Consider the following 23,233-nt stretch of genomic DNA (forward strand, 5'->3'; position numbering starts at 1 on the left):
TTAGCCCTGCGCCGGATTAGCTTGTGCCAGCTGCACTGGCATCCCAGGGAAGAAAATACGCGCCATACCCTCGACTATCACGGTATCACCGGCTTTTAACCCAGATTTAATTACCCAGCCGTTGCCGCCGTTCAGTTTTACCCAGTCGCCCACTTCTACCGGTGCCGGCATGGCAACTTTACCGCCCTGCTCGCCGTCGGCTAACAGATAGACAAATTTGCCGGTACCACCGTCGAGCACCGCATTTTGCGGCACGACGATAGCGTTGTGGCGTACCGCGCCTTCAAGCTCAATACGGACAAACTGCCCGGGCCTTAGCAACAGCTCGGGGTTGCTAATTTCCGCTTTCATTTCGCTGGTGCCGGTTTGGCTATTAATGCGTACATCAGCAAAATCGACCACACCGGTCTGGTTATATTCAGAGCCATCGGCCAGCAGCAGTTTTACCTGCCACTGCGCAGGCAGCGTTACTGCACCGCTTTGCGCTTCAGCACGCAGTTTTAACTGCTCGCGCTCGGCGATGGAAAAGCGCACGTACATAGGGTCAAGCTGGGTGACATAGGTCAGCAGCATGTCCGGGCCTGAAACCAGCGTGCCTTCCGACACCAACTCCCGGCTGACCACGCCGGCTATCGGCGAGCGCACCTGAGTGTAATTTAGCTGCAGTTGTGCCTGTTGTAATACCGCTTCAGCCGTTTTTACATCGGCTTTGGCCACATCCAGCGCCGATAAAGCATCATCTAACGCTTGCTGCGATACCGCGCCGTCTTTACGCAGTTGCTGCAGCCGGTTTAACGTGCGCTCGGCCTGGGTCTGACGTGCTCTGGCTGCGCTCAGCTCGGCCTGATTACGGTTTACCGTAGCCTGAAATGGCGCCGCATCTAGGCTAAACAGGCTTTGCTCTGCGCTGACTTTAGCGCCTTCATTAAAGTGGCGTTTCTCTAAAATACCGCCTACCCGGGCACGAATTTCCACCTCGCGCGAGCCAGCCAGCAGCGCCGGGCTTTGCAGCAGTAACGGCACGCTCTGCGGTTTTACCGTTATGACATCGACAACAGCAGGTGGCATACCTCCACCTTGCTCAGCAGCATTGGGCGCATCTGAGCAGCCGGATAACAGCACAAGGGGAAACAACACTATTGCACCGATGGCAACACGAAAAGAAGCAGACCTGGTTATCATAAAAGTACCTGTAAGCGATCCGTCTGATGCTGCAACTTCGGCAGCGGCAGGTGCGGTAGTTTAGCTGAAAACACAATTGATATGATGAAACCGCAGTAAAATAGCATATTTCTTACCGATCGGTAATGAAATATATATGAAGATTTGTAAAAAAGATTTGACCATAAAGCCAGGCCACTGTAACTGATGGCCTGGCCGTGGTTGCTTTATGGCAGCGGATCGGCACCTTCGGTTTCTACCGGTGGGCTTAGCATATCTTCGCGGCTTAAGCCCAACAACTCAGCGATGGCGCTGGCGACATAAATAGACGAGTAAGTACCCACGGCGATACCAAACAGCAGCGCGGTGGCAAAACCGTGGATTAGCGCACCGCCTAAATAAAACAGCACTACCAGCACTAATACTGTAGTCAGCGACGTGATCACTGTGCGGTTTAAGGTGGACGTGATCGCCTCGTTAATGGTTTCGGCTACGGTAGCATCGCGCAATTTGCGAAAGCTTTCGCGGATGCGGTCAAACACTACTATGGTGTCGTTGATAGAGTAACCAATCAGCGCCAGGATGGCGGCCAGCACCGTTAAGTCAAACTCCAGCCCCAGCACCGAGAATAATCCCAGGGTTAAAATTACATCATGCAGCAGTGAGACAACAGCGCCGACCGATAAGCGCCATTCAAAGCGTAGCGCGACGTAAATTAAGATGCCGACTAACGCCACCAACATGGCCAGGCCGCCATCTTGTTTTAGCTCGGCGCCGACACTGGGGCCGACAAACTCAATCCGGCGCACATTAACCGTGCCGGCATCACTGGCATTAAGCGCGGCGACGACCGCATCGCCAATTTGCGCTTGCACTAAATCGGCCCGCAGCGGTATGCGAATAAGCACGTCACGGCTGCTGCCAAACAGTTGCACCACGGCATCGTCAAAGCCGGCAGCACTGAGCGTTTGCCTGACCTTGGGTAAGTCGGCGGCCTGGGCAAAACCGACCTCAATTACGGTGCCGCCGGTAAAATCCAGCCCCCAGTTAATGCCATTAATCGCGAAAGATGCGATAGCGCCACATACCAATAGCACAGACAAGATTACCGCCGGCCATTTTAGGCGCATAAAATTCAGAGGTTTAGCAAAATTAAATATTTGCATCTTGTGCTCCTTACACTGGCAGTGACTGCAAACGGCGGCCACCCCAAATTAAATTCACTAATAAGCGGGTGCCAACTACGGCGGTAAAGATAGAGGTTAAAATGCCAATCGCCAGCGTGACGGCAAAACCTTTTACCGGTCCTGTGCCAACACCAAACAGCACCAGTGCCACCAGCAAGGTGGTAATGTTGGAATCGGCAATGGTGGCAAAAGCCCTGTCGTACCCCAGGTGAATGGCCTGCTGCACCGAGCGGCCTTCACTGAGCTCTTCACGGATGCGCTCAAATATCAGCACATTGGCATCGACCGCCATGCCTACCGTTAACACTATGCCGGCCATCCCGGGTAAGGTCAGCGTTGCGCCGGGCACCATCGACAGCACACCGATAATCAGCACTAAATTGGCCATCAGCGCTATATTGGCTACCATGCCAAAGGCTTTGTAATACACCAGCATAAACAGCATTACCGCTGCCAGCCCCCACTGAATGGCACTGACACCCAGGGCGATATTCTCCTGCCCCAGGCTTGGGCCTATGGTGCGCTCTTCAATAATTTGCACCGGCGCTATTAAGGCACCAGCCCGCAGCAAGGTCGCCAGGTTTTGCGCCTCAGCCGGGCTGGCAATACCGGTAATGTCAAAGGACATGCCCAGCCGCTGCTGAATAGTGGCGTCGTTAATCACTTCCTGCTGTTTCAGCAGTACCGGCGTGCCGTCTGCGGTTAGCGCTTCACCAGGTTTGTACTCAATAAACACCGACGCCATACGCCGGCCTACCGCATCTTTAGTGGCGGCAGAGAGCTTAGTGCCGCCCTGGGCGTCCAGTTTAATGCTCACTTTGGGCTGACCATATTGGTCGTAACCGGCGCTGGCACCGTTAATATGATCGCCGGTCAGCATAATGCGTTTTTCCAGCAGTAGCGGCTGGCCATCGCGGCTGTAATACAATTCGGCATTGGGCGGCAAGCGGCCGGCTAAAGCTGCAGCAATATCGGCTTCAGTATCAACCAGACGAAACTCTAACGAGGCAGTGGCACCGAGGATTTCCTTGGCCAGTGCGGTATCCTGCACGCCCGGCAGCTGCACTATTATGCGATCCGCTCCCTGGCGCTGCACCAGGGGCTCGGCCACGCCAATCTCGTTAACCCGGTTGCGGATAATGGTCAGGTTTTGTTGCAGGGCTTCTTCACGTACTTGTTTTTGTCGTACTTCGGTTAATTTAAGCGTGAAGCTTAAACCATCAGCACTTTGTTGTAACTCTGGCAACTGCTGAGTAATCAGTTTTGCGCTCGCCGCGGCATCGTTATTATCACGCAAGCTCAGCCTAAGCTGCTGGTTAGCCGTATCAACGCTGACACTTTGGTAACGGATCTGGTTTTCCCGTAATAAGGCGCGCAGCTGCTGAGCGCTGTCATTCAGCTGTTTATCCAGCACCGCCTGCATATCAACCGCCAGCAAAAAGTGCACACCACCGCGCAGGTCCAGCCCCAATTTCATCGGGCCGGCGCCAATCGCAGCAAGCCAGGCTGGCGTGGTCGGCGCCAGATTAAGCGCGGTAATGTAATTATTGCCAAGCACCGAGCTTGCCAGCTCACGCCCGGCCAATTGCTCATCAGCAGAGTTAAACCGCACCACCAGTTGGCCGTTATTTAGCTCCAGTGCCTGAGGTTTAAGGCCGGCGCGGTCAAATTCGTTGGCCAGTTGTTTCACCAGGCCTGGGGTTAACTCGCCGCCACGACTGGCACTGATATTCAGCGCCGGTTGCTCGGGGTATAAATTGGGTAGCGCATAAACCAGCGCCAGTAATAGCAGGCCCAGCACTACCAGGTAGCGCCAAAGCGGGTTTTTATTCAACATAGTTATTCCTTTAATGCACAGCCGCATGCTCAGAGGCAGCATAACGGCACTAATACAATCTGCTTATGCAGGTACAGACAGCTAAAGCTGAATCGCGCAGCAAACATAACTGCCGGTAACTAAACCAGTGTTTATCAGTGCATTAAGAAAGTGGTGGTGCGCGGGGTTGCTGTGGCCTGACCACAACAGAACAGGTACCGAACAGCTGAGCGCCACCCGCCAGGTAGCACGGGCGATATGACGGCAGCGTAGTTGCGCTTTTGGGCAGCGCCGGTGGCGTGTCATCGTTATCTGTGTGGCTATTTTCGCCGGGAATGTGGGCTAGTTGCTGATGGCTGAGGTTAAGGGCATACAGCTGGCTGTCGGCAAGCGGCGATAAGCGAACATCTTGCACGGCAAAGGCTTGCGGTGTGCAAAGTATTGCTAAGTAAAATAATATCGCGACGCGACTAATCCAGCGCATAGCTGTTTATCACCCAAATTCACTATCGGTAGTGGCTGCGCTAACTAAGGCACAGCTATCAGCATAATGGGCCTTTAGCGGCCTTTGCACAAGGCCGCTAAGAAAAAATACTGCTACAGCGTAAGAAAATTTAAGCCGTGGCCTGACGGGCTTGCTGCTCCAGCTCAGCTTTTAACGCCGGATCCAGCTTTAATTGCCGCGCCAGCTCAGTTAAGTAACTACGCTCCATAAAATTCTCTTCATCTACCACCAGTACACTGGCCAGATACATTTCAGCGGCCATTTCCGGTGTGCTGGCGCTTGTGGCAATATCAGCCGGATCCAGCGGTTTTCGAAGCTCTGCATCAAACCACTGCTGCAAGCTGCCATCGCTGGTCAAACGGGCAATTTCGTTATCGATAAGCTCGCGTTCTCTGTCATCAATATGGCCATCGGCTTTAGCGGCAGCAATAATTGCACGCAAAATAGCATGACTATGCTGCTCAGCCTGTGGCGCCGGTAAGCGGTCGATAGTTTGTGGTTCACCCCTTGCTGCTGCGCTTTGTTGCTGCTGGTAGTTGCTATAGGCTTTATAGGCCACCACGCCAAGCGCAGCTAAACCGCCATAGGTTAATATTTTGCCGCCCATTTTGCGGCCTTTTTTACTGCCCAGCAGCAGCCCCAGCGCACCACCGCCCAAAGCTGCTCCGGCTTTGCCCGACAACAAACCACCGAAACCACTGCTGCCAGAGGCTGATGTTTTGCTGTTAGCTGATAGTAATTCAGAGCCCTGCTTAAATAACTGATCTAATAATCCTTTGGTATTCATCAATCTGTCTCATCTTTCCTAAGTTGTTTGTCTGACCATAGCGGTAGCAAATAATTCCGGCCAGACATTAACTGTTACAAGCTGATGTTTTGCCATCAGCACGCACTGTGCTTTACTTGTTGTCTATTCAGAACCAGAACAACAAGGAATGCTTATGTTTAAACCACGTTACCTCGCGCTGTTTTGTGCGCTGACCAGCGGCTTTACCTTTGCCAGCGACGGCACTCGCCTGCTGCGCCAGCCGGATATCTCGGCTGCTCATCTTACTTTTGTTTATGGTGGCGATATCTGGCTGAGTGATAAAACCGGCCAGAACCCACGCCAGCTGACCAGCCATCCGGCCAGTGAATTTGCACCTAAGTTTTCGCCCGATGGCAACTGGATAGCCTTCTCTGCCAGTTACGATAACAACACTGACGTGTACATTATGCCTGTTAGCGGCGGCACGCCAACGCGACTGACTTATCACCCGGGGGTGGACACCGTAAATGGCTGGAGCCCGGATGGTAAAAGAGTGCTGTTTGCCTCGAACCGCGAAATTGCCAATAGCCGCAGTAATCAGCTGTACCAAATCAGTATTGACAGCGGTTACCCGGAAAAACTGATGCAGGCCGTTGCCTTTGAAGGCGACTTACACCCCGATGGCAAAAAACTGGCCTACCGGCCGAATAATATGGCTTACAGCGGCGCCAGTGGCTGGCGGTTGCATCGCGGTGGCAGCACGCCGCCGGTGTGGATCATCGATCTGGAAAAACAGCAGCTGGAAAAAATCCCCCACCCTAATGCCAATGAATTTAATCCGTTCTGGCTTAATGACACCGTGTACTTTTTATCTGACCGCGACAACAAGGCAGTAAACCTGTTTCGCTATCGGAACCAGCAGGTCGAGCAGCTTAGCCAAAGCCAAGACTGGGATTTACGCAGCGCGGCCGGCCACGGTAACAGCATAGTGTATGAAGCCGGCGGCTATTTATACCTGTACGATGTTGCCAGTGGCCAAACTACTCCGGTTAACGTCAATATCAACTCCACTTCAGTGCAAAAACGACCACAGTGGAAAGACGCCAGTAAAACGCTGACCAGTGCGCGGCTATCCAGCACCGGTCAGCGGCTGGTGGTATCGGCCCGCGGCGATATCTTTACCGTACCGGTGACTGATGGCAGTACCCGTAGCCTGACGCAAAGCAGCGGCGTGCGCGAATTTGACGGCCTGTGGAGCCCGGATGGCAGCAAGGTGGCGTACATTTCCGATGCCGGCAATAAACACCAGCTGGTGTTGCAAAGCCAGGATGGTTTAAGCGCGCCGCAGGTGTTTGCGCTGTCAGACAACGGTTATTTTAACCTGCTAAGCTTCTCACCCGATGGCAAACGCATCGTGTATCAGGATAACCACCTGAATTTATATGCCTTTGATCTACAGAAAAAGCGCAGCCAAAAACTCGATAGCTCACAGCGGCGCGAAGACTTTATTGTGTCATTCTCGCCCGACAGCCGTTATCTGGCCTATACCGTGGCCGGTGCCAACTACTTTAGCCAGATCAAACTGTTCGATTTTAACAGCAACAGCAGCACACAAATTACCGATGGCTTAAGCCATGCCAGCGATCCGGCCTTCAGCCAGGATTACTTATTCTTTACTGCCTCGGTCAATACCGGGCCGTCACAAGTCGGGCTGGATTTATCTACCCGTGAGCGGCCGGTACGCAGCGCTATCTATGCTTACGTCCTGGCCGCTGACGGCAAGTCGCCGCTGTTGCCCAAAGCCGGTGATGAACCGGTTAAAGTCGACGACAAAGCAGGCAAAAAAGATGACAGCAAAGACAGTGCTAAAACCGAAGTTAAACCGGTCAAACTTGACCTTAACGGCCTGCAAAATCGTATTGTCGCGCTGCCGGTGGCCGAACGTAATTACGCCAGCTTAAGTGTCGCCAGTGACGGGGCGCTGTTTTATTTAGAACGCAGCCAGCCAGGTAGCAGTAATGAGCCACCAGCGCAGCAAAGCCCGAATAATGGCACGCTTCATCGTTATGATTTTAAAGAGCAAAAAGCCGAACAAGTGGCACAGGCCATCAGCAGTTATCAGCTAAGCAACGATGGTAATAAACTGTTGCTGCTAAGCCTGCCAAATAAGCTGGAGGTCGGCGATGCCAAGGCCAAGCCCGACGCTAAAGCCGTTGACCTGGCCGACGTACGTAGCTTTGTTAACCCCAGCGAAGAGTGGCAGCAGATTTTTAACGACGCCTGGCGTATGCAAAAAGAATACTTTTATGATGCCAAGATGCACGGCATTAACTGGCAGGCCATTTATGACAAATACCAACCAATGCTTAAACATGTGCAGCGCCGCGAAGATTTAAACGAGGTGCTGGTAGAGATGATTGCCGAGCTGCAAGTCGGCCATAACCGCATTGGCGGTGGCGATATTCACCAGGAAAGCCCGAGTAAAGTGGGTTTGCTGGGCGCTGATTTTGTCATTAAAAACGGTAAGTATCAGTTTAGCACTGTCTATCAGGGCGATCGCTGGAGCCCGTTTTTAAAAGCGCCGCTAAATGTGCCCGGTGCCAGTGCCAAAGCCGGTGATTACCTGCTGGCCATTAACGGCCGCGAGCTTAACGCCACGGACAACATTCACGCCTTGCTGGACAACACCCAGGACCGGCAAGTGGTGCTGACACTGGCCGACGATGCCAAAGGCAAAAACCGCCGCAACATTACGGTAGAGCCGATTGCCAACGACAGTCAGCTGCGGCTATGGCACTGGGTAGAGCATAACCGTAAGTTAGTGACAGAAAAAACCGACGGCAAAGTGGCCTATGTCTATCTGCCCAATACCGCTGATGGTGGCTTTTACTTCTTTAACCGTATGTTCTTTGCCCAGGTAGATAAACCGGCACTGATTATTGATGAGCGCAAAAACGGCGGCGGCCAGGCGGCGAACTACATTACCGAAATTCTTGGCCGGCCGTTTTTATCCGGCTGGAAAGATCGTGACGGCCTGGTATTTACCACGCCGGGCGGTGGCATTTATGGCCCGAAAACCATGCTGATTGATCAGGACGCCGGCTCTGGTGGTGATTTCCTGCCCTGGGCCTTTAAACACCTGGGCCTGGGTAAAACTATTGGTACGCGCACCTGGGGTGGCTTAATTGGTATCTCGGCCAACCCGCCAATGATCGACGGTGGTTTTCATGTGGTGCCATTTTTCCGTTTTTACACGCCTGATGGGCAGTGGCGGGTCGAAAACGAAGGGGTAGCGCCGGATATCGAGGTAGAACTGGATCCGATAGCGGTGAACAAAGGCATAGATGTACAGTTAGAACGTGCCATTACACACACGCTAGACGAGCTCAAGGCTAACCCGCCGAAAGATCACAGCCAGGCGCCAGCGATGCCCACTCAGCTTGGTCTCTAAGCCAGCCAGAACACAAAAGCCGCTTAACACTAGCGGCTTTTTTATTGCTCCCGACATAATAAAAACCACAAAAGCGTACAAGCGTTAGCTTAAAAACAAAGCAATCACTTCACCCATAAGAATTTAAAGCCATATATTTCATAATATTACTACACTCAACAGTGACTAAGCATAACTAAAACTGGCCAAACCAGATATTTTAGTGTACAACTGTGCGCTGAAATAACACTAAACGAATTATTGTGACGACTGTGACTGCTTCTCCCTCTCTACCACGCCGCCTGTGGCGCCATTTTTGTTTAATGCTGGGTAATCAGCCTGCACTTAGCCTCTATCTGCAACCTTTACTTCGCGCTGTTTGGCCAGGTTTTATGCCCGGCCAATTTCGTGGCCAACTGGCAGAAAAAAGCTGGCAAACGGCTGATATGGTAAAACTGACCTTACGAGTGTCACGCCGCTGGCCGGGCTTTATACCGGGCCAGCATGTGCTGCTGACGCTTGAGCATAATGGCAAAAACCTCCCCCGCCCCTTTAGCATTTGCTCGCCGCTTAGCCTGTGGCATAGCCAACGCCAGATTGAGCTGTGCTGCAAGGTACAGCATAACGGCGCCGTTACACCGCTGTTGGCCCAGCTGACAGCGGGCAGCAGGGTAAACATCAGCGCTGCTCAGGGTGCCTTTAGCTGGCAGCAACCTGCCAGGCCGGCACTGTTTGTCGCCGCGGGCTCCGGTATTACGCCTATTGCCTCGATGCTACTTAGCCAGCGCCATTGGCTTACGCCCGTCAGCCTTTACTACAGGGTGCGCGGCAAAGAGCAGGCCGCGTTACTGGCACCGCTGCAACAACTGGCCGCGCAACAACCTTTGTTCAGCCTGCAGCTGTCCGACAGCCGGTTTGAACATAGCGACGCCTTTACCCGGCAAGTTTGCACGGAAGGCCAGAATAAGCAGCTGTACCTATGCGGTCCCCAAGCCTTGATGCAGCAGTTAAACGCCGCCCTAGTGCAGTCCGGTGTAGCGAAACACAACATTTTTCAGGAGCAATTTGGCCCGGCGCTGCTGGCACAAAGCACTGACAGTATCAGCGGGCAATATCAGGTGGCGCTGCAAAGCAGCACCAGCCAGCAGGTATTTAGTGCCCAAGCAAACCAAAGCCTGCTGCAAAGCGCTGAGCAACAGGGCTTAAACCCGCGTTTTGGTTGTCGTATTGGTGTGTGTTTTCAATGCGTGTGCGACAAAATCAGCGGCCAGGTGCGTGATATCCGTAGCGGTGCCTTAAGCGGCCATGGCAGCGAGCAAATTCAGTTATGTATCAGCCAGCCGGTCACGGATCTGGTGTTAAAACAATAACAGGGCAAAAGATGGTATTAAGCAACGAGCAATATCAGGCGCTGGCACAAGAGCTGGACGGTTTAAAACAGCAGGTGCAGGCACAATTAGGCGAGGCCGACGCCCGTTATATCCGCCGGGTCTTGCTGGTGCAGCGCATCAGCGCCATTAGCGGTCGTATTTTACTGGTGCTGGGCTTTATCACGCCCTGGCTGTGGGGGCTGGGTGTGCTGCTGTTGGCACTGGGCAAAATTCTCGACAATATGGAAATTGGCCACAATGTGCTGCATGGCCAGTACGACTGGATGAACGATCCCCTTTTACACTCACGCCGCTATGAGTGGGATATTGCCTGCGAAGCCGGCTCCTGGCAGCGCACCCATAATGTCGAGCATCACAGCTATACCAATATCATAGGCTTGGATCGCGACTTTGGTTATGGCTTACTGCGCCTGAGCAACGATTTTCGCTGGCGGCTGCGTAATTTATGGCAAAGCGGCACTTACCTGCTATTGAGCATGTTGTTTCAGTGGGGCGTGTCGTACCACGAGCTGGCCGGCCAGCGGGTGTTTTTCGGTAAAAAAAAGGCTAACCGCCAAACGCAGGTGTCTGACAGCGAGCTAAAAAAAGCCTTTTTCGGCAAGGGCGTGCGGCAACTGGTGAAAGACTATCTGTTTTTCCCCTTAATCGCCGGGCCCATGTGGCTGTGGGTGCTGTGCGGTAATTTACTGGCCAATTTAATCCGCAATGTGTGGACATCAACGGTGATCTTTTGCGGCCACTTTACCAAACAAGTGTATGCCTTTAAGCCGGAAGACTGTGAAAACGAAAGCCGCGGCCACTGGTATTACCGTCAGATGTTGGGCTCGTCTAATTTTACCGGCCCCACCTGGCTGCATATTTTAACCGGCCATTTAAGCTGCCAGATAGAGCACCACCTGTTTCCGGATATCCCTGCCCGGCACTACCCGAATATGGCAAAACAGGTGCAGGCGATAGCGGCGAAATACGGCACCCCGTATAACACCGGCAGCTTTTTGCGCCAGTACAGTACCGTGTTTTGGCGCATTATGCGCTATTCACTACCCGGTGGTAAAAGTGCGGTAAAAGCCTTGTAGAAAAATCATCGTAGCGAGAAACGGTTTACCCTAAGCAGACCGTTGAAAGCATGGATGCTTGAGACGAGCCTACATGGATGTATTTACGGCGTGTCTGTGTGGGTGAACCGTTTCGTGCAAATACTTCATTTGACAGGTGCTGTACGCTTATCAGTTCTGTCCAGTGCGCGGATAATATCGCGCCAGCTTAAAATACCCTGCGGCCGGTTTTGGCTGTCTACCACAGGGATACACGACACGCCTTCGTGATTAAATAACTGAATCGCATCCATCACTTTAGCCTCTGGCGGCAAGGTTACCGGCTTGCGTAGCATCACCTGGTGTACCTTTTTATTTAAGGTAGCTAAATCACGCGCCGTTTCTGCTGCAGTGCCAATATGTGGGCTTAACGCTTTAAATAAATCCCGGTCAGACAGCACGCCAATTAATATCCCCTTTTCCACCACCAACACATGATGAAACTTTACATTGTCAAAAATTTGCTTCACCACGGCCAAAGTATCGTCTGGCGAGACACTCACCGGTTTGGCACTCATTAAACGGGCAACATTCAGCATGAGTTACTCTTGGCTAAGCCACTGTAATAATTCGTTGTTCCTGGCAAGACTATAGCGCTTTTACACTACTTTACCAGCACATCACCTTCTGTGCTGCCACAATAAGTAGAGCCCGCTTAACATAATGATGGCCGCCCCTATCAGGGTCGATAGCTGCGGGTACAACTGCCACAGCAGAATATCAAAACCTATGCCCCACAATAGCGCGGTGTACTCGAAAGGCGCGATCAGCGCCGAGGGCGCCACTTTAAATGCCTGGGTAATGGCAATTTGGCCGGCAAAACCGGTTATGCCAATTAAGACAAAACTAAACCACAGCTCACTTTTTAGTGGTTGCCAGTCTGGCAGGGCCAACAGGCCAGCACCGAGTGCTAATAGCGTCATCAGCCAAAACACCATATTGCCGGTGCCTTCAGTGCGGCCCAAAATACGCACTGTAATAGCCGACACCGCATAGCACAATGCGGCCAAAAGTGCCATTAAAGCGCCAAAACTTATCAGCTTGTCGCCGTCCGGTTTTAGCATAAACAGCACGCTCACCAGGCCTATGCCAATAGCCACCCAGTGCCTTGGTGCAACATATTCTTTTAGCCAAAACGCCGACATCGCCGTGATGAGCAGCGGCGCGGTAAAAAAGATGGTGTAGGCTTCGGCCAGTGCCAGGCTTTGCAGGCTATAAACAAAAGCCCACAACATAGTAACGCCCAGCACAGCGCGCAGCAGGTGCAGGCTCCAGCGGGTGTTAAGCAGGGTTTTATAGCGGCCACTGCCAATAAGCCACAGCACCACCAAGGGCCAGGCCAGGGCTCCGCGCAAACAGGCAATTTGCATGGCACTGTAATGCGGCGTGAGTGATTTCATGGCAGCGTCCATGGCGGCAAACAGCGCCACGGCCAGCACCATACACAAAATACCGTGTAAGGGTTTATCAGTATTGGAAGAGGAAGAAACGGCCATACCACAGCACCACAACAAAAGGTGCGCTATTGTATATCCTCCTGTCCTTTGCTGCGCAGAAAAAACGCCACTATCGCTGAGGTTAACACACCCATAATGGCGGCACCGATCATGCTTTGCAGCATATAGTTGCCTAGGCTGAAATACTCAGCGGCTTGTTCAACGCTCATCATGCCCTGAGTAATGGCATAGGCTTGCACATTATTAAAATACTCAGGGGTAATAATGGTGTGGGTTAGCCATTGTACTGCCGGGCTTAGCACCACAACCACCAGTGTTATCAGCACTCCGCTTTGCATGCCCTGCTTCCAGCTCATTTGCCCGCCGTAATCGCGGTGCTTTTTTTGTTTAAGTGCCAGCACATAAAGCAGTATCGCCGGTATGGCGAACAAGTTGGTGTAAGTCGCGTGCTGGGCAATATAACGGCCGTGCAGGCCAACTAACTGCTCGCCCCACATCCATAGCAGCATAACCGCAGTAAAAATAAGGCCCCAACGGATTTCGGTTTGGTATCTGTGCATAAAGACCTGTACTTATTCAATGACTAACCGCATCACTATAGCCGCTTTATCTGGCTTTGCCACAGCCGCCTATACTTAATGTGAAACTAACACCGGAGCCACCATGCGCGATGACATTTTAGCCACTGCCTTAACACTGGCCGACCACAGCAGTTGGGAGCAGCTAGGTTTACAGCAGATAGCTGCGGCACTGGGCATTAGCCTGGCTGATATTTACCCGCACTATCGCAGCAAAGATGAGTTAGTCGATGCCTGGTTTGACCGGGCTGACAAAGCCATGTTAAGCGCGCTGATAACACCAGAGTTGCCGCCAGCCAGCCGTATCGAGCAGGCGCTTAGCTGTTGGCTAAGCGAACTGTCACCCTATCATAAAGTCACCGGCCAGATGTTGTTGTATAAGCTGGAGCCTGGCCACATTCATTTGCAGGTAGCCGGCGTGTTGCGCATTAGCCGCACTGTGCAGTGGCTACGCGAAGCAGCGCGGTTACAAGCCCGCGGCATCGCCCGTATCGGCCAGGAAATAGCGCTTAGCAGCGTATTCGTGGCGGTGTTTATTTACTGGTTAAATGACAACTCACAGGCGCAGCAGCGCAGCCTGGCGTTACTGAAACATAAACTGCAGCTGGGCAATAGGTTTGGGCTATGGCATTAAGCCTGAGCATTTTGCTGTTGCCACCACTGCATAAGTTCAGTGGCATTGCCCTGCATCAGCACCGGCAAGCCGCGTTTTTGCAACTGATACTGATACATAGGGTCGTAATAGTCGCTAAGCAGCCGAGCTATCCACAGCCGGTGTAGTTGAATATCGCCGCTGTGCTGCTGTGCAGTTAATGCCCGTTCCAGCATAGCAGAGAGCTCAGTGTACAGCGCGCCGCCCAGGCGTTTGGCAATACGTGCCATCCCCTGGCGCAACATAGTGCTAAACACGGCAAAGCCCTGTTCGCCCTCCGCGGCCACTGCCTCCATATGCAAGCCGATAATATAATCCTGCAGTATCACCTCTATGCGCGCTGTTAATGGCTCGTCCAGCAGCAATAGCGGGCTGTGCTGCATCGCCTGATACAAAGTATGCGGAATATTGCGCTGGCCAATTAATAAACTTTCATCTTCTAACAACAGAAATGGCGGCTTGTCGCTTTGCACCTGCAATAGCCTGGCCGCCAGAGCGTTTTCAAAACTGATTTGGCTGGGCTGAGCCGCTAATTTACGGCCAAAGGCCGAACCACGATGATTGGCCAGTGCTTCTAAATCTACTGCCTGCAACTGTTTAAGTAAGCGGGTTTTACCGCTGCCGGTGGGGCCAGCCAATAATAACAGTGGCTGTTTTGCCGCCTGCGCTATCACATTAATCGCCGCCTGGCGCAGTGCTTTAAAGCCGCCTTGTACTCTGGGATAAATCACGCCGGCGTCAGCCAGCCACAGCTGAGCAATTTGCGAGCGCAGGCCGCCACGGGCACAGTACAACATGCCGTTTGGGTGAGCTTTGGCAAATTCTGCCCAGGCTTGCACCCGCGCCGCTTTAACCTGCCCCTGCACCAGCTGATGGCCCAGCGTGATGGCAGCCTGCTGGCCCTGTTGTTTATAACAGGTGCCCACGGCGGCGCGCTCTGTGTCGGTCATCAGAGGTAAATTAATGCTGCCACACAGCGCACCACGGCTAAACTCCTGCGGTGCGCGCAGGTCAATTAGCGGCAGTTGCTGCTGTAAAATAGCGTGATAATTCGCCGTAAGCGGTAAATTTGGCGTCATCTGCCGGGTTTAACGCACACGAATACGATGGCCACGACTGCGGGCTTTTAGCTCGCCAATCGGCTGCAGCGCTAAATCGTAGGCTACCGCCAGATGAATAAAAGCCGCCTCAGCCTGCGGGCTAACCGCCACCAGCAAGCCACCACTGGTTTGCGGATCGCACAGCAGCGCCTGCTGTTCACTGCTCAATGGTGATACTTTGCCGCCATAGCTGGCAAAGTTGCGGCCACTGCCACCGGGAATGCAACCTTTGGCAATATAGTCCGGCACAAACGGCAGTACCGGTACCGCGTGGCTATCAAGCTCAGCATTCAGGCCGCTGCCTTCGCACATTTCCAGTAAATGACCCAACAAGCCAAAGCCAGTCACATCGGTCATCGCATTTATACCGTCAATTTTTGCCATATCGGCACCGATGCGGTTTAACTGCACCATAGTGTCACGCGCCAGCAGCGCATGCTCTGGCAGCAGTTTTTTCTGCTTTTGCGCGGTCGTTAAAATACCCACCCCCAGCGGTTTGGTTAAATACAACCTATCGCCGACTTTGGCGGTATCGTTACGTTTTAGCTGATCTATCGCCACCCGGCCATTTACAGCCAGGCCAAATATCGGCTCGGGCGCATCAATACTGTGGCCACCGGCCAGCATAATGCCGGCCTCTTTGCAGGTATGACGGGCGCCTTCCAGCACCTGCTGCGCCAGCTCTGGCGGCAATTTACTCACTGGCCAGCCTAAGATGGCGATCGCCAGCATAGGCGTACCGCCCATCGCATAGATATCGCTGATCGCATTGGTGGCCGCCACCCGGCCAAAATCAAAGGCGTCATCGCAAATGGGCATAAAAAAGTCAGTGGTGCTTAACAGCGCAGTGCCATCGCCCAAGTTATAGGCGGCAGCGTCGTCTTTACTGGCGTTACCCACCAGCACGTTGTCGTCGTGCATTGTCAGGCCGGAGGCTAAAATTTTATCCAGCACCTGAGGCGAAATTTTACAGCCGCAGCCAGCGCCGTGGCTGTACTCGGTAAGCTTAATAGTGGAAAAATCAGACATAGTCAGTATCGGCTTAGACACAATAGCGCCAACATACCCAAAGCCTTTTGCAATAACAAGGCATCTTTTACTTGCCGGCTATTACCGCTACACTCGGGCGGTATTTTTGAAAAGGAAACGCTATGTCTGTCCGTTTTTTGCTCTGCGCCACCACCCTGCTGGCCACTACTGCGGCTATCGCCGACGATAACTATACCTACGCCAACTATGCTGATGTGAAGGTGCAGCACCTGCATCTGGATCTTGCAGTTAATTTCGCTGATAAAGCCCTGACCGGCTTCGCCGATTTGCAGCTAAGCTGGCAAAACCAGCAAACTAACACTGTATATCTGGATAGCCGCGATTTAATCATCGATAGAGTGTACGCCAAGCGTGCCGATGGCCAATGGCAAAAAGTGGCGTTTGAGCTTAGCGCGCGCGATGCGGTGCTGGGCAGTAAGCTGACAATAACGCCCGGCTTTCAGGCGCAAACCCTGCGTATTTACTATAGCTCTACCGACAAGGCCTCGGGCCTGCAGTGGTTAACGCCAGAGCAAACCGCCGGCAAAACCACGCCCTTTATGTTTAGCCAAAACCAGGCCATTCATGCCCGCAGCTGGATCCCCATTCAGGACACGCCCGCAGTGCGTATGACCTACAGCGCCCGTATTCAAACCCCCGACAATGTACTGGCGGTGATGAGCGCACCAAACGATCCGGCCAGTGCCCGTGATGGTGATTATCAGTTTTTTATGCCACAGGCCATACCAGCGTATTTAATTGCTATTGCCGCCGGTGATTTGCAATTTAAAGCCATGAGTGAGCAAACCGGGGTTTATGCCGAGCCCTATATTTTGCAAGCCTCGGCGGAGGAATTTGCCAGCACTCAGGCCATGATCGACGCCACCGAACAGCTGTATGGCGATTACCGCTGGGGCCGCTATGATTTGCTGATCTTACCGCCCAGTTTCCCCTTTGGTGGTATGGAAAACCCGGTACTGAGCTTTATTACCCCCACCGTCGTGGCCGGGGATGGCAGCCTGGTGAATTTAATTGCCCATGAACTGGCGCACTCCTGGTCAGGTAACCTGGTAACCAATGCCACCTGGCGCGACCTGTGGCTAAATGAAGGTTTTACCTCTTATGTTGAAAACCGCATTATGGAGCAGGTGTTCGGTACTGACCGCGCGGTGATGGAGCAGGCACTGTCGGTACAGGGTTTAAAAGACGAACTGGCGCATATGCCGGCTAATGACAGCATACTGCATATCGATTTACAGGGCCGCGACCCTGACGATGCGTTTAGTGGCGTGCCTTACACCAAGGGCCAGCTGTTTTTAATGTTTCTGGAGCAAAAGTTTGGCCGCGACAAGTTCGACCCTTTTGTTAAACAATACTTTGACGACCATGCCTTTCAAAGCCTGGATACCGCCCGCTTTGTGGTATACCTTGAGCAACAACTGCTGACCAAGTACCCCGGCATAGTGTCACTGGACGAGGTAAAGCGCTGGATTTATCAGCCTGGCTTACCTGAGGATACGCCAGAGCCACAATCTGATGCTTTTAATCAGGTGCAGCAGCAAGCCAATGGCTGGTTAGCCGGCGCAGCGGCCTTAAGCAGCTTGCCCACTGATAACTGGACGGTGCACCAGTGGCTGTATTTTATTAATAACCTGCCGCTTAGCATTACCCCCGAGCAACTGGCCGAGCTGGATGCCACCTTTAACCTGACATTATCAAGCAACAGTGAAATTGCCCATGCCTGGTATTTACTGGCACTGAAAACCGGCTATCAGGACATTGCCGCCCCACTGGAGCAGTATCTGATTAACATAGGCCGGCGTAAGCTGATTATTCCGCTGTATAAACAGCTGGCCAGCACGCCGGAGGGCCTAGCCTTTGCCCGTGCCGTGTATGAAAAAGCCCGGCCGGGCTATCACCCACTGGCGCAAGGTACTGTGGACGAGCTATTAAAGTAGCTTTGTAGCATTAAACCGTGCTGATCTAAAACCTGTTGTTAGCGTAATGGCTGGCAACAGGTTTTATTATGAGTAGCCCATGCAAAAACTGTTTTATGACGGCAGCTGCCGGCTCTGCCGGCGCGAAATTAAAGGGCTGGTGAAAAAAGCTTCTGCCTACTGGGCAGCGAAACGCAGCCACTGTAGCAACGGCGATTGCGCGGTATAAGCATGCGCCGGCGTACTGTACTGGTGGGAATATTAACCGAACAAGAGCGGATGTCACTGCTTTTGCAGGCAGCCGAAGTGGAGACCACAGCATGAGACTGATCAAGCTGCTGGGTTACGCCGGCCTGATCCCGTTTGTGGTGTTGCCGCTACTGTATGCCACACCGATGTGGCTCAGCCAGGCGACAATATTGGCGCTTTATCAGCTATACAGTGCGCTGATTTTAGGCTTTATGGCCGGAGTATTCTGGCCGGTGCTACACAGCAACACGGCAAGCCAGGCCAAAACCGAGCGGTTGGCGCTGGCAGCGGTGGCTTTCCCGGTACTAAGCTTTGTGGCGCTATTTAGTGCACCTGAGTATTTTTTGCCGGCGCAAGCCTGCTTGTTTGTGCTGCTGCGTTTAACCGAATACCGGCTGGGCCTGAACCGGCAATACGCCGGCCCTTATCGCAGCTTACGAAATCAGCTGACGTTGGTTGTGCTGGCCAGCCATGTATTGTTGTATTTTTTGGCCAGTGTCTGATGTGTTAACAGCGGTTAAGTGCGTATCCCTGCTGACTATCTAGCAGCCAAAGTTAACTTAACGGGCTGTGCTCGTCTATCCAGCGGGCCGTTTCGGCAGCGGCTGCCGGTTTGGCAAACAAATACCCCTGATAACAATAGCAACCACTTTGACGCAACAGCTCGTACTGCGCCTGGGTTTCTACCCCTTCTGCTATCAGTTTCATGCCAAAAGTGTTGGCAATACCAATGATGGCCTCTACGATTACCCAGTCGCGCGGTTTGCCAGAGCTGGCGCTACGGACAAAGTACTGGTCGATCTTTACTTCATCAAACGGCAAGCGTGATAAATAAGACAGCGACGAATAACCGGTGCCAAAGTCATCCATGGAAAACCTGACACCCAACTGTTTTATTTGCTGCATGCGGCTGACCGCATCGTCAAGATCAGCCAGGATCAGGCTTTCGGTTAACTCTAACATGAGTTGCTCTGGCTTAAACTGATACTGGCTTAAGCACTGCTGTACCTGTGCAATAAACTCCGGTTGATAAAACTGCCGTGCACTGATATTGACCGACATGATCAGCTCGCGCAGCTTCGGTTCACTCTGCCAGCGCTGCAATTGAGCACAAGCTTGCTGCAACACCCAATGGCCGATGCTGTCAATCTGGCCGGTTTCTTCGGCCAGCGCAATAAAGCGGGCCGGTGACACATAGCCCAGCTCTGGGTGTTGCCAGCGCAGCAGCGCTTCTACCCCTACCACTTTGCCACTATCAGTTAACTGGGGCTGGTAGTGTAATTCGAACTGCCCGGCCGCCAGCGCCGCCGCTAAAGCAAGCTCCAGCTGATAGCGCTGCTGAATTTCTGCTGTCATAGCCGGGTTAAAACACACCTGGCTGTTACTGCCCAGCGCTTTAGCATGTGACAGCGCAATAGCGGCTTGTTTTAATAACTCATCTGACGAAGCGCCGGGCTGCGCCAGGCAGTATCCGATGGATACCGTACAATGATACTGATGCTGCTGAATATCAAATGGCTGCTGCATTAACTGGCGCAGTGCGCTGCATTGTTGCTCAGCCTTGGGCTCCAACTCACCGGACAACGCGCCAGGTAGCAGCATAACAAACTCGTCACTGCTTAAACGGCCACAGTAAGCATTTGCCGGCGCTGCCACGCGTAGCCGCTTTGCCATTTGGATCAGCAACTGATCTCCGGCCTGATGGCCCTGGGTATCGTTTAAGCGTTTAAACTGGTCAATATCCAACAGGATTACCGCCACAGCGCTGTGCTCAGTTGCCTCGTCACACAGTTGTTGCAGCTGCTGCTGAATTTTGCCACGGTTAAAAAGGCCGGTCAGGCTGTCAAAGTAAGCCAGTTGCTGAATTTGCTGCTCGGTAGCTTTGCGCGCCGTTACATCAGTAATAAAGCCACTCCAGCTTACGCCGCCCGGGTCACGCTGCGGCTGGGCATTACCCAGCATCCAGCGTACCCTGCCGCTACTATCTTGCACGCGGTACTCGTGATACCACAGGCTGAGTTGCTCTGCCGAGCGATAAACCGATTGCAACATCGCATCCCGATCATCCGGATGAATCGCCTTCAGTGCCGGTAAGGCATCCTGCTTTGCCTGTTCAGGCGAGATACCATAAATATCGCGGATCGCCTCGCTGGCATAAGGAAAGCTAAAATGGCCATCGTTCGCCAGCCTGAACTCGTACACTAATCCTGGCACGCGGGACGCTATGCCCTGCAGCCGCAGCGCCAGCTGCTGCGTTTGCAACATGGCCTGATAACGGCTTTGCTCGGCATCCAGCACCCGGCGGCGCATTAACACTGTAATGGTCGCCAGCAGCAAGATGGTCACAGCCACCACCACCGCCAGGGTACCCAGCGTTTGCTTACTCATTACCCTGCCGCCCAAACCATACACCTGCTCGGCGGGCAAAAATACGGTAGCGTGCATGGCAACATAGTGCATGCTGGCGATCGCCATCCCCATCACCACCGAGCTGATAAACTCCAGCAACAGTTGGTTAGCCAACCAGCGGTTTAACAGCGGCCGCACCGACAGCGCCAGCGTTGCCAACAATACCGCTACTACCACCGACAGCACAAACAGCAACGGCTGATACAGCCGCTCTGCCTGCATCACCATCGCCGCCATACCGATATAATGCATACAACCAATACCGGCGCCCATCAGCACACCACCACGCACTATGGCCAGCGGCCGCTGCACACCGGCGGCCACCACTTTAAGCGTGACAAAGGCTGCAGCAATGGCCGGCAGTACCGACAGCAACGTCAGGCTTAGCTGATAACTCACCTCGACCGGTAGCTGAAGCGACATCATGCCGGTAAAGTGCATGGCCCAGACCCCCAGCCCCATCGCAACCGAGCCACTGCTTAGCCATAAACGGTATGACAAACTACTGACGGCCTGTTGCATTAAATGGCGGTGACTAAAACTGGTGTAGGCGGCCAGAATGGCAATCAGCAACGACAGCAGCACCAGCGTACCAGTGTGCTGCCCCTGATACGCCTGCGATAAGTCCGTACTGTTGGTGGTAAAAGCAAGTAACGACATACAGCCACTTAATGATGAATTGACATAAGTATCAGCTTAGCCCAGCCACATCTGCAGCGAAATATGGCCAGGCGGCGCTGGTGTGCGGCCAAGGCTAAAATGGCGCCGGGTATTGCTGGAGAAACTGCGTTAAATCGTCCAGCACCTGTGCTGACAAAGGCTGGGCAAAGGCGGCGATATTTTGTTCAAGTTGCGCCATACTGGTGGCCCCAATAATGGTTGAGGTAACCCCCTCGACCTGATTAACCCAGGCTAATGCCAGCTGCACCGGCGCCATGTTGTGCGCGGCAGCCAGCGCAACAAAGGCCGCTATCGCCTGGTTCGACTGCGGCGTATCACGAAACAAGCCATTGCGCTGCAGCATACTCCAGCGCGAGCCGGCCGGCCGTGCACCACCAAGGTATTTACCACTTAGCGCGCCGCCGGCCAGCGGCGACCACGGCAGATAGGCAATATTTTCATGTACACATTGCTCAATTAAGTAGGGCCAGTCTTTGCTGTGCAGCAGACTAAACTCATTCTGAATCGACACCATGCGCGGTACGTTGTGTTGCTTGCTAAGCTGCAGGTACTGGCTGATACCCCAGGGCGTTTCATTGGATACGCCACAAAAACGGATCTTACCGGCTTTAACGCAGTTATCCAGCGCCTGCAACAGCTCAAGCATTTGCTCAGTTTGTTCAGCGCGGCTCACGTCACTAAAACCAATGCGGCCGACCCGGTGCTTACCAAAATGCGGCGAAACCCGGTTGGGCCAGTGCAGCTGATATAAATCGATATAGTCGGTTTGCAGACGCTGCAACGAAGCGTCTACTGCCTGCACTAAGGTAGCGGCTGTCATAGGCCCGCCACCACGGATATAAGACAGCCCACTGCCGGCCATTTTGCTGGCGATAATCAGCTTGCTGCGCCTGCCCGGATTGCGTTTGAGCCAATCACCAATAATAGCTTCGGTGGCGCCATAGGTTTCGCTACTGGGCGGCACTGCATACATCTCAGCGGTGTCGATAAAATTCACGCCCTGCGCCAGCGCATAATCCAGCTGTGCATCGGCATCCGCCTGATTATTTTGACAGCCCCAGGTCATAGTGCCCAAACACACGCGCGATACCGCCAAACCACTGTGGCCTAAAACAGAAAACTGCATGCTTAACCCTGTCAGACAGTAAATAATGGATGTTATACGTTAAACAGCCTGCTCAGACTATAGCAAGCAATAAAAAGCCGCGCGGCCGCCTTTTTTGTCACCACTGGATAACCACTGGCAAATAGGCTGGCGTTCAGATGATAGTTTGTAAGATAATCGCACCATCACCACTATCAGAGAGATAACAATGCGCGTATTAGTGAAGTTGGCACTGCTGGCTCTTTTTCCCCTGCTGGCTGCCTGCTCGGATACTCCGGGAGAACGTAAACTGGAGCAATTACTGCAACAGCAATTTGAACAGCAACACCCAGGCCTGGTCGAGATTGAACAACTGGAAAAACTCAATGGTTGGACCGACAGCGACACCCGCTACACGGCAGAAGTGAGCTATCAGATCAGTTTTAATAAATCGTTCAAAGCCTACATGGACGAGCAAACGCAAAAACCGGGTAATCCGTTGGAAAAGATGGCCAGCGGCATGGCGGTTGGTTTACTAAAACTGCAATACGGTGATTTTAATGCCGGCGATGTGTATCAGGTAAAGCAGCAAAATCTGCAGCTGCGCCAGACCGAAAAAGGTTGGGCGTTAGCCGATTAACGCTCAGTGGCGGCAAAAAACAACGGCGGCCGATGGCCGCCGTTGTTTTTTTGCTTATCAGTTGTCACTCAATGTCCACTCGTTT

At 53.0% G+C, this 23,233-nt stretch carries 20 protein-coding genes; 8 read left to right on the top strand and 12 right to left on the bottom strand.

Features of this window, described 5'->3' with window-relative positions; genetic code table 11:
* The 5 genes from RNAN_RS04900 to RNAN_RS04920 form a co-directional block, all read right to left on the bottom strand.
* Window positions 1–1,182 (bottom strand): efflux RND transporter periplasmic adaptor subunit, encoded by a 1,182-nt coding sequence (locus RNAN_RS04900; protein WP_008219381.1) that lies wholly within the window; start codon window positions 1,180–1,182, stop codon window positions 1–3.
* 206 nt (window positions 1,183–1,388) lie between these two features.
* Entirely contained in the window at window positions 1,389–2,327 is a 939-nt protein-coding gene (secF, locus tag RNAN_RS04905; protein ID WP_008219382.1) for a protein translocase subunit SecF, read from the bottom strand.
* Between the two features lie 10 nt (window positions 2,328–2,337).
* Entirely contained in the window at window positions 2,338–4,185 is a 1,848-nt protein-coding gene (gene secD / locus RNAN_RS04910; protein WP_008219384.1) for a protein translocase subunit SecD, read from the bottom strand.
* Between the two features lie 142 nt (window positions 4,186–4,327).
* Window positions 4,328–4,648: a hypothetical protein gene (locus tag RNAN_RS04915; RefSeq protein WP_008219386.1), complete on the bottom strand. Its 321-nt coding sequence runs from the start codon at window positions 4,646–4,648 to the stop codon at window positions 4,328–4,330.
* Window positions 4,649–4,778: 130 nt separating this feature from the next.
* On the bottom strand, window positions 4,779–5,456 hold the full coding sequence (locus RNAN_RS04920; protein ID WP_008219387.1) for a tellurite resistance TerB family protein: 678 nt from the start codon (window positions 5,454–5,456) through the stop codon (window positions 4,779–4,781).
* Between the two features lie 154 nt (window positions 5,457–5,610).
* Here RNAN_RS04920 and RNAN_RS04925 point away from each other — a divergent pair, with 154 nt between their 5' ends.
* From RNAN_RS04925 to RNAN_RS04935, 3 genes are all read left to right on the top strand, one after another.
* Entirely contained in the window at window positions 5,611–8,868 is a 3,258-nt protein-coding gene (locus RNAN_RS04925) for a S41 family peptidase (protein ID WP_008219389.1), read from the top strand.
* A 242-nt stretch (window positions 8,869–9,110) separates the two neighbouring features.
* Entirely contained in the window at window positions 9,111–10,217 is a 1,107-nt protein-coding gene (locus RNAN_RS04930; protein WP_148275652.1) for a flavin reductase family protein, read from the top strand.
* Window positions 10,218–10,228: 11 nt separating this feature from the next.
* Window positions 10,229–11,314 (top strand): fatty acid desaturase family protein, encoded by a 1,086-nt coding sequence (locus tag RNAN_RS04935; protein WP_008219393.1) that lies wholly within the window; start codon window positions 10,229–10,231, stop codon window positions 11,312–11,314.
* Window positions 11,315–11,439: 125 nt separating this feature from the next.
* Here the strand turns inward: RNAN_RS04935 and RNAN_RS04940 are convergent, their stop codons facing one another.
* From RNAN_RS04940 to RNAN_RS04950, 3 genes are all read right to left on the bottom strand, one after another.
* Window positions 11,440–11,871, bottom strand: a complete 432-nt coding sequence (locus tag RNAN_RS04940; RefSeq protein WP_008219395.1) for a CBS domain-containing protein — start codon at window positions 11,869–11,871, stop codon at window positions 11,440–11,442.
* A gap of 81 nt (window positions 11,872–11,952) precedes the next feature.
* A complete protein-coding gene (locus RNAN_RS04945) occupies window positions 11,953–12,828 on the bottom strand; it encodes a DMT family transporter (RefSeq protein WP_008219397.1) in 876 nt (291 codons plus the stop codon).
* Between the two features lie 26 nt (window positions 12,829–12,854).
* On the bottom strand, window positions 12,855–13,349 hold the full coding sequence (locus RNAN_RS04950; protein ID WP_008219398.1) for a DUF4199 domain-containing protein: 495 nt from the start codon (window positions 13,347–13,349) through the stop codon (window positions 12,855–12,857).
* Between the two features lie 103 nt (window positions 13,350–13,452).
* Between RNAN_RS04950 and RNAN_RS04955 the strand changes: the two genes are divergently transcribed.
* Window positions 13,453–14,001: a TetR/AcrR family transcriptional regulator gene (locus tag RNAN_RS04955; RefSeq protein WP_008219401.1), complete on the top strand. Its 549-nt coding sequence runs from the start codon at window positions 13,453–13,455 to the stop codon at window positions 13,999–14,001.
* Here the strand turns inward: RNAN_RS04955 and mnmH are convergent.
* Both mnmH and selD read right to left on the bottom strand, forming a co-directional pair.
* The gene (mnmH, locus tag RNAN_RS04960) at window positions 13,998–15,098 is read right to left on the bottom strand and encodes a tRNA 2-selenouridine(34) synthase MnmH (protein ID WP_008219404.1); all 1,101 of its coding nucleotides are present in this window, start codon (window positions 15,096–15,098) and stop codon (window positions 13,998–14,000) included. The two genes, RNAN_RS04955 and mnmH, sit on opposite strands and share 4 nt — an antisense overlap.
* A 9-nt stretch (window positions 15,099–15,107) precedes the next feature.
* Complete coding sequence (selD, locus tag RNAN_RS04965) at window positions 15,108–16,148, bottom strand: selenide, water dikinase SelD (protein WP_008219406.1); 1,041 nt, start codon at window positions 16,146–16,148, stop codon at window positions 15,108–15,110.
* Window positions 16,149–16,270: 122 nt separating this feature from the next.
* Between selD and RNAN_RS04970 the strand changes: the two genes are divergently transcribed.
* From RNAN_RS04970 to RNAN_RS04975, 3 genes are all read left to right on the top strand, one after another.
* Window positions 16,271–18,106, top strand: a complete 1,836-nt coding sequence (locus RNAN_RS04970) for a M1 family metallopeptidase (RefSeq protein ID WP_008219408.1) — start codon at window positions 16,271–16,273, stop codon at window positions 18,104–18,106.
* A 79-nt stretch (window positions 18,107–18,185) separates the two neighbouring features.
* Complete coding sequence (locus RNAN_RS19495; protein WP_008219409.1) at window positions 18,186–18,314, top strand: hypothetical protein; 129 nt, start codon at window positions 18,186–18,188, stop codon at window positions 18,312–18,314.
* Between the two features lie 91 nt (window positions 18,315–18,405).
* Entirely contained in the window at window positions 18,406–18,837 is a 432-nt protein-coding gene (locus RNAN_RS04975) for a DUF3429 domain-containing protein (RefSeq protein WP_008219411.1), read from the top strand.
* 52 nt (window positions 18,838–18,889) lie between these two features.
* On the opposite strand, the gene RNAN_RS04980 is transcribed toward RNAN_RS04975, so the two are convergent.
* Together RNAN_RS04980 and RNAN_RS04985 are read right to left on the bottom strand one after the other, a co-directional pair.
* On the bottom strand, window positions 18,890–21,403 hold the full coding sequence (locus RNAN_RS04980; protein WP_008219413.1) for an EAL domain-containing protein: 2,514 nt from the start codon (window positions 21,401–21,403) through the stop codon (window positions 18,890–18,892).
* Window positions 21,404–21,497: 94 nt separating this feature from the next.
* Window positions 21,498–22,550: an aldo/keto reductase gene (locus RNAN_RS04985; protein ID WP_008219415.1), complete on the bottom strand. Its 1,053-nt coding sequence runs from the start codon at window positions 22,548–22,550 to the stop codon at window positions 21,498–21,500.
* A gap of 187 nt (window positions 22,551–22,737) precedes the next feature.
* On the opposite strand from RNAN_RS04985, the gene RNAN_RS04990 reads away from it, so the two are divergent.
* Window positions 22,738–23,148, top strand: a complete 411-nt coding sequence (locus tag RNAN_RS04990) for a hypothetical protein (RefSeq protein WP_008219418.1) — start codon at window positions 22,738–22,740, stop codon at window positions 23,146–23,148.
* Window positions 23,149–23,233: the final 85 nt, after the last annotated feature.

Origin of the sequence: Rheinheimera nanhaiensis E407-8 (assembly GCF_000296695.1) — a bacterium.
GTDB lineage: Bacteria > Pseudomonadota > Gammaproteobacteria > Enterobacterales > Alteromonadaceae > Alishewanella > Alishewanella nanhaiensis.